The sequence below is a fragment of the uncultured Ruegeria sp. genome (assembly GCF_947497005.1).
Classification (GTDB): Bacteria; Pseudomonadota; Alphaproteobacteria; order Rhodobacterales; family Rhodobacteraceae; genus Ruegeria.
Genome location: NZ_CANMFF010000002.1, coordinates 106,091 through 119,577 on the forward strand (window position 1 = coordinate 106,091; position 13,487 = coordinate 119,577).

General features: G+C 55.9%; 15 protein-coding genes. 6 read left to right on the forward strand and 9 right to left on the reverse strand.

Annotated elements, in window-relative coordinates; all coding sequences use genetic code 11:
• Window positions 1-182: 182 nt before the first annotated feature.
• Entirely contained in the window at window positions 183-884 is a 702-nt protein-coding gene (locus Q0816_RS02940) for a thioredoxin family protein (protein WP_298847553.1), read from the forward strand.
• Here the strand turns inward: Q0816_RS02940 and Q0816_RS02945 are convergent, their stop codons facing one another.
• From Q0816_RS02945 to purB, 4 genes are all read right to left on the reverse strand, one after another.
• The gene (locus tag Q0816_RS02945; protein WP_298847554.1) at window positions 885-1,808 is read right to left on the reverse strand and encodes a lysophospholipid acyltransferase family protein; all 924 of its coding nucleotides are present in this window, start codon (window positions 1,806-1,808) and stop codon (window positions 885-887) included.
• 138 nt (window positions 1,809-1,946) lie between these two features.
• On the reverse strand, window positions 1,947-3,047 hold the full coding sequence (locus Q0816_RS02950) for a FliG C-terminal domain-containing protein (protein WP_298847556.1): 1,101 nt from the start codon (window positions 3,045-3,047) through the stop codon (window positions 1,947-1,949).
• Window positions 3,048-3,116: 69 nt separating this feature from the next.
• Window positions 3,117-3,659: a tetratricopeptide repeat protein gene (locus tag Q0816_RS02955; protein WP_298847558.1), complete on the reverse strand. Its 543-nt coding sequence runs from the start codon at window positions 3,657-3,659 to the stop codon at window positions 3,117-3,119.
• A gap of 378 nt (window positions 3,660-4,037) precedes the next feature.
• A complete protein-coding gene (gene purB, locus Q0816_RS02960; RefSeq protein WP_298847559.1) occupies window positions 4,038-5,342 on the reverse strand; it encodes an adenylosuccinate lyase in 1,305 nt (434 codons plus the stop codon).
• Between the two features lie 88 nt (window positions 5,343-5,430).
• Here purB and Q0816_RS02965 point away from each other — a divergent pair, with 88 nt between their 5' ends.
• From Q0816_RS02965 to Q0816_RS02975, 3 genes are all read left to right on the forward strand, one after another.
• A complete protein-coding gene (locus tag Q0816_RS02965; RefSeq protein WP_298847561.1) occupies window positions 5,431-5,763 on the forward strand; it encodes a hypothetical protein in 333 nt (110 codons plus the stop codon).
• A gap of 173 nt (window positions 5,764-5,936) precedes the next feature.
• The gene (locus Q0816_RS02970) at window positions 5,937-6,497 is read left to right on the forward strand and encodes a hypothetical protein (protein ID WP_298847563.1); all 561 of its coding nucleotides are present in this window, start codon (window positions 5,937-5,939) and stop codon (window positions 6,495-6,497) included.
• 11 nt (window positions 6,498-6,508) lie between these two features.
• Window positions 6,509-6,841, forward strand: a complete 333-nt coding sequence (locus Q0816_RS02975; protein WP_298847565.1) for a hypothetical protein — start codon at window positions 6,509-6,511, stop codon at window positions 6,839-6,841.
• A 33-nt stretch (window positions 6,842-6,874) separates the two neighbouring features.
• On the opposite strand, the gene Q0816_RS02980 is transcribed toward Q0816_RS02975, so the two are convergent.
• On the reverse strand, window positions 6,875-8,089 hold the full coding sequence (locus Q0816_RS02980; RefSeq protein WP_298847567.1) for a bifunctional alpha/beta hydrolase/OsmC family protein: 1,215 nt from the start codon (window positions 8,087-8,089) through the stop codon (window positions 6,875-6,877).
• A gap of 277 nt (window positions 8,090-8,366) precedes the next feature.
• Between Q0816_RS02980 and Q0816_RS02985 the strand changes: the two genes are divergently transcribed.
• Window positions 8,367-8,561, forward strand: a complete 195-nt coding sequence (locus Q0816_RS02985) for a hypothetical protein (RefSeq protein WP_298847568.1) — start codon at window positions 8,367-8,369, stop codon at window positions 8,559-8,561.
• A 10-nt stretch (window positions 8,562-8,571) separates the two neighbouring features.
• On the opposite strand, the gene dddP is transcribed toward Q0816_RS02985, so the two are convergent.
• Complete coding sequence (gene dddP, locus Q0816_RS02990; RefSeq protein WP_298847569.1) at window positions 8,572-9,915, reverse strand: dimethylsulfonioproprionate lyase DddP; 1,344 nt, start codon at window positions 9,913-9,915, stop codon at window positions 8,572-8,574.
• Window positions 9,916-10,036: 121 nt separating this feature from the next.
• Here dddP and Q0816_RS02995 point away from each other — a divergent pair, with 121 nt between their 5' ends.
• The gene (locus tag Q0816_RS02995) at window positions 10,037-10,780 is read left to right on the forward strand and encodes a DUF3445 domain-containing protein (protein WP_298847571.1); all 744 of its coding nucleotides are present in this window, start codon (window positions 10,037-10,039) and stop codon (window positions 10,778-10,780) included.
• A 36-nt stretch (window positions 10,781-10,816) separates the two neighbouring features.
• On the opposite strand, the gene Q0816_RS03000 is transcribed toward Q0816_RS02995, so the two are convergent.
• From Q0816_RS03000 to Q0816_RS03010, 3 genes are all read right to left on the reverse strand, one after another.
• Entirely contained in the window at window positions 10,817-11,728 is a 912-nt protein-coding gene (locus tag Q0816_RS03000) for a hypothetical protein (RefSeq protein WP_298847573.1), read from the reverse strand.
• Between the two features lie 199 nt (window positions 11,729-11,927).
• Window positions 11,928-12,716 (reverse strand): lytic transglycosylase domain-containing protein, encoded by a 789-nt coding sequence (locus Q0816_RS03005; protein WP_298847575.1) that lies wholly within the window; start codon window positions 12,714-12,716, stop codon window positions 11,928-11,930.
• Between the two features lie 66 nt (window positions 12,717-12,782).
• On the reverse strand, window positions 12,783-13,430 hold the full coding sequence (locus tag Q0816_RS03010) for an MSMEG_1061 family FMN-dependent PPOX-type flavoprotein (RefSeq protein WP_298847577.1): 648 nt from the start codon (window positions 13,428-13,430) through the stop codon (window positions 12,783-12,785).
• Window positions 13,431-13,487: the final 57 nt, after the last annotated feature.

Here is a 13,487-nt window from a genome sequence, read left to right on the forward strand (position 1 = left end):
GTGTTATCTGCATCACCAAAGCCTGCGTTTCAAGGTTGAACGAGGGCAGGGAAACAAGTTTTGTATACCGTTGCACACATTTTAGGTGGAGAACATGTATTCCGGTCTCAAGAAACCTTGATTGGTCGTTGAGCTTCAAAGCGGGTATCTCTGAAACCCAACCGCTCAACCCGAGAGTTATCATGTTCCGATCCATTGTCGTGACCGCCCTGACGTCCTGCCTGTTTGTTGCTCATGCTGCGGCTGAGGAAGATCCCGTGGTGATCGAACTTTTCACATCACAGGGATGTTCGTCCTGCCCACCAGCGGATCGGATCATGCATGATCTGGCCAGTCGAGATGACGTCATCGGGTTGGCGTTGCATGTGGATTATTGGGACTACATCGGTTGGAAAGACGAATATGCCGACCCCGATCATACCCTGCGACAAAGGGCCTATGCCCGCGAAGCCGGGCGGTCCATGATCTATACGCCGCAGATGGTAATCAATGGGCAGCATGACGTTGTCGGGGCGAAATCCCGGGAACTGGACCGTTTGATCGAAGCGCATTCGAAGGCAGCCCCCGAAGCATCAGTAACGGCCATTCGAACAGCTGACGAAGTGACTGTGGATGTTACACCTGTCGAGTTGCCGGAAGACGAAACATATGACGTGCGTATCGTTCAGTATTCGCCCATGCGTCACGCCTCGATCCGGCGCGGAGAACTGGCCGGGCACGAGCTGGACTATGCCAATGTGGTTGAGACCTGGCAAATTGCGGGGCAATGGGATGGAATTGCCCCACAAACGTTTTCGGCTCAGCTTAGCTCGGACCTGCCTGCGGTTGTTTTGGTGCAAAGGGCAGATCATGGGCCAATCGTTGCCGCGGCCCGGGTCAAGTGATCAGGGCATTTCTTCCGGCTTGATGCCCAACCCGTTCCAGTGTTTCCAACGGCGATGGATCCAGAACCATTGCCCCATATGCTGTCGCACCATCTTTTCCAGATCGTCATTGGTGAACTGGGTCATGGTTTTTGGATCCGTATGCGGCACCGGATCATGCAGGATAATCTCAAAATCAATGCCGTTGGGCTGACGTACGGCATAACATGGTATCAGCTCGGCTTTGTATTTGATGGCCAGTTCAGCGTTCAGAACGGATGTGACGGCGGGTTTGCCGAAGAACACCAGCTCTTCGCCCCCCATTGCGTGAAGATCCGACACGATGGCAATAATCCCTCCTTTTTTCAACGAGCGCACCATTTCGACCATCCCTCGCCGCCCCTGCTCAAACATCGGGGCACCCGTTTTGTAAAAGGCTTCGACATAGGCGTCGTTGAAGTAAGGGTTGGCCATCCGCCGATACAAACAGCCGATCGGCTTACCGCAGTGGGTTTGCAAGGCAACGCGCGCGGCCAGATAGTGACCGAAATGTGCGGTGATCATCATGACCGGACGACCTTCGGCAAGTGCGGCTTCGAAGGCGGCGATGCCGGGCCCGGAAATCTGTGCCTTGCTTTGTCGCTCGGTGAAACCTTCCGGCGAGAAATGTTCCATTATCGCCCGACCGGCATTGTCTGGAACATCGCGGCAAATCTGTCTGACCTCGGCTTCGGGAAGATCGGGGCAGGTGAGCTTCAGGTTCCGACGGACACGACCGCGAAACCCGACAATTGGAGCCAGAGATCGGACGATCGCCCCCATTGTCGCAATACGCCGCTCGTAAGGAATCATACGCATAACGCCGATAACCCCCTGCAGGAACAGGTTGGCGACGTAGTATTTTCCAAGCTCAAACCGGCTGAGCTCCGACTTTTCGACTGGCATGGAGGTGTCTCACCGCGTGTTGCGAATTGCTGAGCCAGACATACAACCCGATGCCAGTAACCTCAAGCGCCCAGACAAGCAGGGTATATTGGCCGGCGTAGGGTAACCGGCAGGGCAGGATTGTACGCTTGAGTTGCTTTACGCCGTATTCTCCGCTTCATCGTCGTCGATCAGAGCTATTGTTCCGGCGTCGACCAAAGCGCGAATGGCGCCAACGATCTGTGTCATGGCATCTTCGGCTTCTGCTTGTTTGACCCGACCTCGCTCGCTTATTTCCTGGCGAAGGTTGTCTGCCATGCGGGATGAAATGTTTGCCAACAGAAAATCGACAGACGCCTTGTCATCGTCTGTCACTGCACCGGTCAGTGCCGTGACCAAAACGGGTTGTTCAACTTCGCGCAGGATGGCAGGAACGTCACGCGCAGTGATGCGGTTTGCGATATGGGCGAAGGTAAAGATCGACTGGCGCACAAGGTCGGCGAAATCTGCATCATCCTCATCCAGTGCGTTCAGCAGGTTGTCGCGTGTGGCGGCGGCGGACTGATTCAGGATCGCCCCAACCCTCGCACCAGGACCTTCGTTGAACGCCTGCGCCGGCCGCTGATCCAGCTGTGCTGCCAGAGACCAGCCGATACGTTCAACCGCCTCGGGGGTAACGTTTGCCGTTTTCGAGACTGCGTAGGTGATCCGTCGCGCCACCGGGCCAGGCATATGTCCCAGCATTTGAGCTGCTTGTGCGGTATCCATTTTTGAAAGCATGACAGCTGCCACTTCGGTGCTTTCCGCCTGAGCCATTGCGGCAAGATCCTCAACCGGGATGTCGCGCAGGCGTTGCCAAGGGTCGCCGATCTGACGCACCCCTGCAACCTTGCGCAAGCGTGCTGCTGTTGTAGGCGCGATTTTACCGTTCACCGCGTCCAATGCCCCGGCAAGCCCATGTGGAAAAGCCAGCCCGACATTGTCCAGAGCATCGCTGAATTCCTGTGCAACCGCGCCCAATGTAACGCGATCTACAAGGCCCATTTGCCCAAGTTGATGGGTCAAGGTTTCCTGCAGGTCGTCTGGCAGTTCCTCCAGCGGCAGTTCAGCGCCTTCGTTTAACAAAAGGCGCACAACAACTGCCGCTTTTTGCCTGTTGGTCAAATCACGGGGGACCAGTCGCGATATGCTGTCATCTCCTGCGACAAGCGGGGATGACGCCCCATCTGCCATTTGTATCAATGCGTTTGTGTCCTGCATCTGCCCGTGGTGCCAAAATTTCCGAACTACGGGCAGATTAAAGGGAGCCGGGTTAATTTACCCTGAAGCTTAGTAGTTATATGTCAGCCCTGTCCGGATAGCCTCACGCAGAGACGCCTCGGCCCAAGACCCTTCGCCGCCACGGGTTTTGATTTCGCGCCATTGCTCGATTGCCAGATCAGTTCTGCCTTCGGTCACAAAACCCTGTGCCATGTAGCTGCGTGCCAGAAGATTGTCGGGATTAGCGTTGATGGCGTTCTGGTAAAAGACGTTTGCCAGCTCCAACTCGCCCATCTTGCGATAGGTAAAGCCCCAATAGGTCAGCACACGGTCATCGTCCGGATCCATGATCCGCAGGATGACCTGCGCGTGCCCGTATTGACCGTCATAAGCCAATTCGCGGACCGCATCATACAGTTGATCATCGGTCAGGTTGGTCTTGTTGGGTTTGACGCACCGGCCTCTGGCTTCGTCGTAGACCCGACCAAACAGGCACTTCTTGGTCGTATTTGTTGGTTTGGGGGGGCTGCTGCTGTCTCCGCCTGCGGCATGGACCGCTGGGGCAAAGGCAAAGGTTTGCAAAGCAAGGGCAGAAGCTAACAAAAAGCGCATATTCCTACTCCGTTCTCGGGGCTGCTCTTAAAATCATAGTGTGATCTACAAAAAAGCTAACAGTGGAACGGTCGCTTTTATTCACAAGCAGGAAAGAAATTTGTCAGCTGTTGACGGATTTCGTGCAGCTTTGCGTTTCTAAGTCCCAGGATGTGCCGGGTGCGCAGGACTGTGTCTGCTTGGAATGCCCACTGCACGCAAGACCTGCAGAAGCTACGAAAACAAGGGCCAATGCGCCCAGAACGGTTCGGGTCATCGTGTTTCCTTTCACGGAATATGCACCATGAGAGTAACGTATTTTTGCTGATCTGGCAAAAAAACCGGGCCCGCTCTGCCTGTGACAGAACGGACCCAAGCCTCCATGTTGAATTCGAAGTATTATTCGCCGAACACCCGGGCAAAGATAGTGTCGACATGCTTGGTGTGATAGCCGAGGTCGAACTTTTCTTCGATCTCTTCTGGGCTGAGTGCGGCAGTCACATCGGCGTCCGCCAACAACTCTTCCTTGAAATCGGTACGGTGTTCCCAGACCTTCAGCGCATTGCGCTGTACCATGGCATAAGCGTCCTCGCGGCTGACACCTGCCTGGGTCAACGCCAGAAGAACGCGCTGGCTCATGACAAGGCCGGGGAATTTGTTCATGTTCTCAAGCATGTTATCGGGGAAGATCAACATCTTGTCGATCACGCCTGTCAGTCGAGAAAGCGCAAAATCCAGTGTGATTGTGGCATCCGGCCCGATCATGCGTTCCACCGAGGAATGCGAGATATCGCGCTCGTGCCACAGCGCAACGTTCTCCATCGCCGGTATCACGGCCGCGCGCACCATACGCGCCAGACCAGTCAGGTTTTCCGTCAGCACCGGGTTCTTCTTGTGCGGCATCGCCGAGGAGCCTTTTTGACCCATCGAGAAAAACTCGGCTCCCTCAAGTACCTCTGTCCGCTGCATGTGGCGGATTTCGATGGCGATGTTTTCGATGCTGCTGGCGATGACGCCCAGCGTGGCGAAGAACGCCGCGTGGCGGTCGCGCGGGATAACTTGGGTGCTGATAGGTTCGGGCACCAGGCCCAGCTGGTCGCAGACGTGTTCCTCGACGCGTGGGTCGATATTGGCAAATGTACCGACCGCGCCGCTGATCGCACCGGTTGCGATTTCAGCCCTTGCGTCGCGCATCCGCGACAGGTTGCGGTCCATCTCGGCGTAGAACCGCGCGAAGGTCAGGCCCATGGTGGTGGGCTCGGCGTGGATGCCGTGGCTGCGGCCGATGCGAACAGTGTCCTTGTGTTCAGTCGCGCGGCGCTTGAGCGCGGCCAGAAGATCTTCGAGATCGGCGACCAAAAGGTCGGCAGCGCGCGTCAGTTGCACGTTGAAACAAGTATCCAGCACGTCCGAGCTGGTCATGCCTTGATGCACAAACCGTGCCTCTTCGCTGCCTACATGTTCTGCCAGATGGGTTAGGAAGGCGATGACGTCGTGCTTGGTCACAGCCTCAATCTCGTCAATGCGTGCTACGTCGAATTCCACGTCTTTGGCCTTCCACACAGCTTCCGCATTCTCGCGCGGGATCACGCCCAGATCGGCCATGGCGTCGCAGGCATGCGCCTCGATCTCGTACCAGATGCGGAACTTGGTCTGAGGCGACCAGATGGCGACCATCTCGGGGCGGGAATAACGGGGAATCATTGGCGGCAGCACCTTTTTGTGATTGGGATGAGGCGTTGGCGCGGGGTTTAGCCCCGTGTGCGCGAGGGAACAAGATGTGAGAGCAGGTATGAGACGGTTTGCCCTGATTTTCGCCCTTTGGCCGGGAATTTTAACCGCAGACGGCTTCCAGAAACTATCCGGCGAGGGGATCCTTGCCGCGTTGACCGGCAAGAAACTGGAATACGGCGGAGGGGCCTGGCAGACTTTTGATGCCAGCATGATCACACAGTATTTCTCGGGCAGACCAAGCGCGGGGCGCTGGGCTGTCCAGCAAGATCAATATTGTTCTACTTGGCCACCCTCTGATCTGTGGGCTTGCTACGACGTTTTGCAGAATGGTGACACGGTCCGCTTCGTTGATGATGCGGGCGGCCATACCGATGGGGTCTATGCCCAATAAACATCTGGTGAACCTTTGGCGACGCTGCTTAAAACACCGGCTATAGTCAATTGACATGCTTGAACTTCTCAGAAATGAGAACGCCTATTTTTCGGTCTTTGCAACGCAGTGCTGGACAAGGCGCGTACTCACGGTTCAAGCTGCGGGTGAAGGAATTATCAGGTTATTAAGATATGCGTTTTTTATCAGGTCCAATACTTGCTGCTTGCGCCGCTGTCTGGCTGGGCGCGGCACATTCTGCACTGGCGGACACCCCGGTGACATACACCGAAGATGGGCGCGCGCTGTTTCGTTTTGACGTACCCGATTTCTGGCTGCTGCGCACCGGCGGCCCGCGTGAGATCGAAGATACCGAGTCGCAAGATCCGCGCGCAGTCGCACGGGTCATGGGGCTGCGTCCAGTAACTGATGACACGGTTTGGATGGGCTTTGTCTCTCCGGCAGGGGTAGCGACCATTAAGGACGGTATCCGGTATCTGCAAGATATCGACAAGTTTCTGGTCGCGGACCCGACTATCGCCAGCACCAGCGACACCCGTATCGGAGGATTGCCGGCCCGTGTTTTCCGGGGAACCGGACGCCGGGATGGCAAAGGGGTGAGCTTTACGGCCACCGTCATTGATTTGCCCCGAGGCCGTGTTGCGATTGCCGTTGCTATTCTGCGCGACGGGGCAAATCCGGACTATGCAGAAGATCTGAACGCCGTATTCGCGTCGTTCCGGTCACTTCAGTGAGGGAGGGTGCGATGAGCCTTAGACAGATCAAGCGGATTTCCCTCGTGCTGGGGTTGGGGGCCGCGACTTTTACACTGTCAGCCTGTGACGGCGTCTCGGTAGGGGTAGGGTATGGGTATGGCTACGACCCGTTTTATGACTCGATGCTCTGGAACGATTATTACCACGACGTGGATGTAGATGTTGATGTCAACCGACCGAACCGACCGAACCGACCTGATCGGCCAGTGCGCCCCGAGCGCCCGAATCCACCGGTTGGAAAACCTCCTGCGCGGCCGCGACCCCCGGTTGCCCGTCCGCCTGCAGCCCGACCGCCGATCCACCGACCTGCGCCGCGACGTTGACGATCGAAAGACCGCCTGTCAGGCGGTCTTTTTTTATGGCAGAAGCTCTGTTGTGATACGTGCAGAACCTTCGAGTGTCCGGTGAACCGGGCATTTGTCCGCAATCTCTAACAGTCGCTTTTTCTGTTCCTGATCCAGTGGGCCGTTCAGCCGGATTTTGCGACGGAATTGATCGACTTTGCCTTCATTCGCAAGCCCGGCATCCTGAGCATGCACCTTGTCATGGCAAACATCGACGCTGACGCTGGTCAGTGGCCAGCGTTTGCGGCGCGCATACATCCGTATTGTCATAGACGTGCAGGCACCCAGACCGGATGAGACAAACCCATAAGGTGACATACCCTTATCTGTGCCGCCATATGAGACCGGTTCATCCGCAACGGCATGATGGTGCGGGCCTGCTTGAATATCCTGCATGAAACCCGCCGAATCCGCTTCGGTCACGCGTACAACACCTTCCGGCGCACCAGGTGGTGGTGCGGGTGGGCACAGTTTCACATAGCGCGACACCCATGCCGAGATGACATCAGCCGCGTATTCGGCATCAGAAGCCCGCGTGATCAGGTGATCGGCATCGTCGAGGGTGACAAAGCTTTTGGGATGCTTTGCGGCCAGAAAGATCGTGCTTGCGTTGTGGATACTGACAGTTTCATCCCGAGGGGCGTGAAGGATCAGCAAAGCGGCCTTGAGGTCAGCAATCGAGGCTGACAGGGCCGATTGGGCGATGTCATCCACAAAGGCTCTACCAATTCGGAACGGGCGTCCGCCCAAAGTGACCTCGGCACTGCCGTCCTGTTCAATCTGGGGCAGGGCGTTTTCGAAGTGATGCGATACGTGGCTGGGGTCTGATGGTGCGCCCAAGGTGACGACCGCTTTAACCGTTGGAATACCAGCCCGCGCCCGCAATACCGCCGCGCCGCCAAGCGAGTGGCCGATCAACAGGGCAGGGGCCATGCTGCGCCCTGCCAGATACTGCGCGGCTGAGATCAGATCCTCGACATTCGAAGTGAAGGTTGTATTGGCGAACTCTCCTTCGGAATGACCCAGGCCGGTAAAGTCGAACCGCAGCACAGCAATCCCCATGGCCGCCAAGCGGGCAGAAATGCGTCGGGCTGCCGGTATGTCCTTGGAACAGGTAAAGCAATGGGCAAACACGGCAGTCGCCAGAACCGGGCCGTCGGGCAAATCCAGCCGTGCCGCCAATTGGCTGCCGTCATGTCCGGCAAAAGTGATGCGTTCCGTGGGCATGTCGGCTCCTTGAGTGGTTCGGGGGAACATCCCCAATACTGTGTGTAAGCCCGCCGCGTCACAACCCTTTTGTAAAACGCGTCACGTGAAGGTGAGAACCTTGCGAGTGCTTTGTAGTCCGACGGATGCGCCAGGTGTCTGGCAGATCTGGCCACCAGTTTCACTGCTGATTGGAAATAAATCAATAATTGTGATTAGACTATAAACAAACATTCGTTTTACTTATGCAAGCGCAGTGCCCATCTTCGAATCGTAGCTAATGATACAGGAGACGAAGATGTCACATGCAGAAATTGCCCTCCAACTTCCCAGGATACTCCCACGTTCAGCTCTGGCAATTGTTCTGGCTGGGCTCCTCGGCTTTGCCTTGGGGCAATCCTGGCCCACACATTACGGCGGGATACAGGATCAGATACGCCCATCTGCCGAAGACTGGCACGGTAACGTTCGCAGGTCGTATTGGCCAGAGTGAAGCCTGTGCCTCACTCAAGCCCCATCAACCGGGCATCGAAAGGATATTTTGTCAGGTTTTCATGCCCGTCTTCGGTGATGAGAACCTGATCCTCCAGCTTGATGCTGAAATCGCCTCCAACTTCGCCCACACAGGCCTCGACACACAAAACCATGCCGGGTTCCAGCGGATAGTCGTAAGCGCCTTCTACGGCCTGGTCCGGATACGCGACCAGAGGCCATTCATCGCACAGACCAACCCCGTGCATCAGGCAGCCGTATTTCTGCGCCTGAAACTTGTCGTCCAGCTTGTGAGTATTGGCCGTAAGTTCGGGGATCATTACACCGGGCTTGAGCATCTCCATATTGGTCATGATGTGCTCATGCGCATGCCGCATGGCATAGAGCATGTCCTCGCGCGGCTTTTGATCACCTATCCACCAACTGCGCGAAATGTCGACACAAATTCCGTAAGATCCGATCAGGTCGGTGTCGAATGAAATAATCTCGTTCTGCTCAGTAATCCTTGGACCGCATTCCTGAAACCACGGGTTGGTCCGCTGGCCCGACGCCAGAAGGCGCGTTTCGATCCACTCTCCGCCGCGCTTGATGTTCTCGGCGTGCAGAACAGCCCAGATATCATCTTCAGACGTCTTTCCATCACCCACATTGGCGCGCGCGAAGTTTTCCATTTTAGCAACTGCCGTCTCGCAGGCGTGGCTGGCACAGCGCATGGCGAGAATCTCATCAGGTCCTTTGATAACGCGGGTTTTCTCCGTCAGCTCTTCGCCTTCCATGATTTCGAACCCCTGCGCTTCAAGCGCGCGCAATCCGTGCAGCATGATCTTGTCGACGGCCAGACGCGTGTTGCCACCACCATGCTCTTCAATCAACACCCGCACTTCGTTCGAGAATACATCCGCAGCAACATCGACCTTGTCGCCCCGGTCGAAATAGAACAGGTCGGCGCCCGAGCGCTGTTCTCGCACCAGCGGGTTGAAGGTGCTGAGGAAGGGCGAGTTTTTGTAATCCCAGATTACCATATAGCCATCAGCGCACAGCAACACTGCGCGGAACGGGTTATGAGTGTTCCACAACTGCATGTTGGTACTGTCGGTTGCGTATCGGATGTTCAGCGGGTCGAAAATCAGCAAACCGCCATAACCGCGCTCCACAATGGCCTGCGTCAGCCGCTTCCAGCGATATTCCCGCATCCGTGCCAGATTGGGGAGCTCAAGCCCGGCGGCGGCCCATTCGTCAAAAGCCAACTGCGTCGGCCCAATCTCGATTCGGTCATTATCGTTCGGCGTGCCATCGCCCAATGTCGCGCCTCGACTGGGGTCAATCTTGCGAGAGTCTCGGTAATGCTGGTTCATGACTGGCCTCATGCTTGTTTAGCTACCTTTTATGCGGCGAATACAGCCGTCTGAGAAAAATGCGACGGCGATGTTGTCGTTTTCGACCGACAAATAACGCCGTGCATGCTAAGCCGCTGGTATGATGCGTATTCTGCAAGACAAAATTCCTTATGACGTCGGCAACCCGCGTGCTTTGCCGGGGATACAACCGACGACAATGGATAACTGGCTGCATCAGGACGAGGCTTTTGCAGGCCAGATGCAGTGTCGCGAAGAGGTGTTGACCGAGCGCCGTGATGACGTTCTGATGCTTGATCCTCAGGCTGAACCCGCTGCGACGGAATTGCTGGACTTGGTTCTGACACAAACCTACCCACTGGCCGGGGAAGACATTGTTCGACCCGATGGCGTATCGGTAAGGATCGACCGGGATCGGCCACTTGATACGCTGTGCAGGCTGGTACAGGAGGATTTTTGCATTCTGCAGAAACAGGGCGATGAACATGTATTGACGGGTGCAATCCTGTGTTTTCCGGCCAGTTGGCGTTTATCTGAAAAATTCCTGCGACCGTTGATCGATATTCACGTACCCGTCGACAGCTATGACCCCAATCTCGCGAAGCGGGTGCAAAGACTGTTTGACGGCATTCAACCCGGTCGCCCGCTTTGGCGCTTCAACGCGCTTTGGTATCAAGACCCGGAACTTTTTCAGCCACGCAGCGCCAGTGAGCCCCGCAAAATCCGGGACCGGCGTCAAGCCTCTTACCTGCGCAGCGAGCGGCAAACGTTGTTGCGCCTGCCCGAAACAAGCGCGGTCGTGTTCTCGATCCACACCTATGTTCTGGCCGCAGATACTATCCCAGAAACGGAAAACCCCGCCTGACGGCGGGGTCTCCTAGGAGGGTCTTCGGTAATTTGGTTACATGCCCAAAGCGTTGGCAACATCTGCGAACGCGTTGCTGGCGTTAAGCGCGACAATAGCGAAAGTGAACACAAGCACCTGTGTGTTGAGACGGAAGTCTTCGCCCCTGATCAGGTTGACTGCGGCCATTGACAGGGCAATCGGCGTGGAAACACTGGCCAACACACCGGTCATACACCAACTGCTTAGGCGCAGGACGTCGCTTGGCTTTTCATCATCCTCCGCATTTGGGGATTCCGACGCATTTTGGTCGGATGGATCAGCTTCCTCGCTTCGGAAGGCGATGCTGAGCAATTGTTCATCCGTCAGCTGAATCGGGCGTGCAGCAGGAGTATCAAGAGCACCGATATTGTCATTCTGTTCAGGCACTTTCACCCCTGCGAATTGCCCGGTCAGAGACTGAAAAATCTGCTTTCTGCCCTGTGTTGCCCTGCTGGGTGTCAGAGTGTCAAAGGCACTCATGAATTGCTCGACCGTCAGAACCGTACGCGGTGACAACCATTCGACCCGGCGGGTCGAACAGATGTCGACCATGCGATACAGAATGACCACCAGCATCAGTTCGGAAATCTCGGCGTCATCCAGGATCTGCGAAACGGGCGTGATCGACAGAACCAATCTGTTTTGCGGATGCGATACGCGGGGTCTTGTTGTTGTTTTTAATCCCGCGGCGCGATCCATACGCTCGTATCGGTCTTCCTGTTCGGATGTGCCTGTGTCCAACGTCATCCGAACCAGATACTGGCTTGAGACGATGCTGGCCTCAGTGGTGCTGAGCAGGGCCTTGCGTTCGACCAGATGACCGTAGTCTTCAAGCGTCGTGGCCACGATTGTACCGAAACGCTCTATCGCGCCAGTTGCGTCGCCGTCAAACTGCAGGCCGCCATGGTAGCTGTGCTTCCGAGCCACTGCCCTGTCCTTTTCTGCGTTTTGTTCGGTAAACACTCTAACAACCATTCTGGGGGAGAATTTGGCGAAAAATGCAAAAAGGTGAAATTTCCCCGAGATTGATTACGCTTTGGAAACCAAGTAACTAAAGGCTTTTGTTTGTCACTGTGGCGGGAATGTGGCGAAACCAAGTGTAGCGCGTGTTGCCGGTGCGGCGAGGCTACTGGTCGATTCGGGCGGCCATGATGGCAATGGATTGCTGGTAGACAGAGGCCGCGTTCCATTGCTGCAAGACCCTGAAATTCGGTTCCCCCGGCTGATAGCCGCGCCCTGGTTTCCACCCTTTTTGACGTAGAAAATTCGCAGTCGAGGCCAATGCATCCGTCATGTTGTAAAAATCCACTCGCCGGTCGCCAGTAGCATCGACCCCATAGGTAAGGGCATTGCCCGGCAGGAACTGCGTGTGGCCCAGTTCGCCATGTTTTGCCCCTTTTGTCGCCATCGTAATACTGCCCATGTCAACCAACTTCAGTGCCCCAATTGCGTGAGGGATGAAGAACTCGGACCGGCGACAATCATAGGCCAGTGTTGTGATTGCGGAAACAACCTGACTGTCTCCCATGAAGTTTCCAAAGCCCGTTTCCATGCCGTGAATGGCGATCAGGACACCGGTCGGAACGCCGTATTGCTGTTCCAGAGCTGCATAGAATTGCGGGTTACGGGCTTTGCGTTTGCGCCCTTGCGCGATGATGGTATCGGCTCCTCTGACCCGCATGAATTTATCCAGAGAGTATTTAAAGCTTTTCTGATTGCGATCCGCCGAAATGGTGCGCGTCGCGTACTGTGTCTGGGACAGCGCTTGCAGTCCTTTCTTTTTGACCCCGGCCTTGCGTGCCTGTTTGGCAAAATCTGCCTTCCACGATTCAAACCCTGTGCTGGTGTTCCCGCAGGGTGCAGCCAGAACAGGCGAAGTCAGGGAAAGGGCAAGTAAAGCGGCAAGGCGAAACATGGGCGTAATCCGATCGAGTTGAAATCTGGTCAAAGCCTAACGTGGGCTCCGGTTCCGGCAAAGCGGTTAGTAAAGGTCCAACTCACCCTTTTCCTTGAGCGTTTCGAACCATTCTTCGGGAGTAGCCTTGATGCGCGCGTGCTTCACCATCATTGCGTTCATGTTTGGCAGATTGGTCGAATCCGGCCAGTCTTTGGGTTGCCACAGATGCGCGCGGATCACGCATTTCGGACAGTGTGCAAAAACGGTCTCGACATGGATCAGCAGCGCCAGTTTGGGCGCGTGCCCGTCTATGGCCATGCTTTCCAACAATTGGGGGTCGGCACAGATGCGGGCCGTGCCGCGAATGCGGAGCGTTTCCATCTTGCCAGGAACAAAGAAAATTACACTGACGCGCGGGTCCTTCAGAACATTGTGGAACGTGTCCACACGTTTATTGCCCGGCCGATCCGGGATCGCGATCAGGGTATCAGACAGCGTCTGAACAAAGCCAGGCGGGTCGCCGCGGGGTGAAATATCCAGGTACCCTTCCGGATTGGCCGAGGCGATCAGGCAAAATGGTGAGGTTGCTATGAAGTCGCGACACATCTGATCGAGTGAGGTCAATTCCTTGGCAATGATCTGAGGCAGAGGATGACCGGAAATCTGTCTCAGTTCCTGTTCGGAAGTTACGATGTTTGAGTATTTTGAAAAAGGTGAAGTACTATGAGGCATTCGGCTATCTCCGACCGAGAGTGTCCGCAACAAGTCTGTTGGATCAATGGCGGCGCG

Bases quoted from the DNA above. Each gene is read 5' to 3' on its own strand.
- Q0816_RS02950 (WP_298847556.1), bottom strand. From the start codon at position 3,047: ATGCAGGACACAAACGCATTGATACAAATGGCAGATGGGGCGTCATCC.
- Q0816_RS02985 (WP_298847568.1), top strand. From the start codon at position 8,367: ATGTCACATGCAGAAATTGCCCTCCAACTTCCCAGGATACTCCCACGT.
- Q0816_RS02970 (WP_298847563.1), top strand. From the start codon at position 5,937: ATGCGTTTTTTATCAGGTCCAATACTTGCTGCTTGCGCCGCTGTCTGG.
- Q0816_RS02965 (WP_298847561.1), top strand. From the start codon at position 5,431: ATGAGACGGTTTGCCCTGATTTTCGCCCTTTGGCCGGGAATTTTAACC.
- Q0816_RS02980 (WP_298847567.1), bottom strand. From the start codon at position 8,089: ATGCCCACGGAACGCATCACTTTTGCCGGACATGACGGCAGCCAATTG.
- Q0816_RS03005 (WP_298847575.1), bottom strand. From the start codon at position 12,716: ATGTTTCGCCTTGCCGCTTTACTTGCCCTTTCCCTGACTTCGCCTGTT.
- dddP (WP_298847569.1), bottom strand. From the start codon at position 9,915: ATGAACCAGCATTACCGAGACTCTCGCAAGATTGACCCCAGTCGAGGC.
- Q0816_RS03010 (WP_298847577.1), bottom strand. From the start codon at position 13,430: ATGCCTCATAGTACTTCACCTTTTTCAAAATACTCAAACATCGTAACT.
- Q0816_RS02975 (WP_298847565.1), top strand. From the start codon at position 6,509: ATGAGCCTTAGACAGATCAAGCGGATTTCCCTCGTGCTGGGGTTGGGG.
- Q0816_RS02940 (WP_298847553.1), top strand. From the start codon at position 183: ATGTTCCGATCCATTGTCGTGACCGCCCTGACGTCCTGCCTGTTTGTT.
- purB (WP_298847559.1), bottom strand. From the start codon at position 5,342: ATGATTCCCCGTTATTCCCGCCCCGAGATGGTCGCCATCTGGTCGCCT.
- Q0816_RS02945 (WP_298847554.1), bottom strand. From the start codon at position 1,808: ATGCCAGTCGAAAAGTCGGAGCTCAGCCGGTTTGAGCTTGGAAAATAC.
- Q0816_RS02955 (WP_298847558.1), bottom strand. From the start codon at position 3,659: ATGCGCTTTTTGTTAGCTTCTGCCCTTGCTTTGCAAACCTTTGCCTTT.
- Q0816_RS02995 (WP_298847571.1), top strand. From the start codon at position 10,037: ATGATGCGTATTCTGCAAGACAAAATTCCTTATGACGTCGGCAACCCG.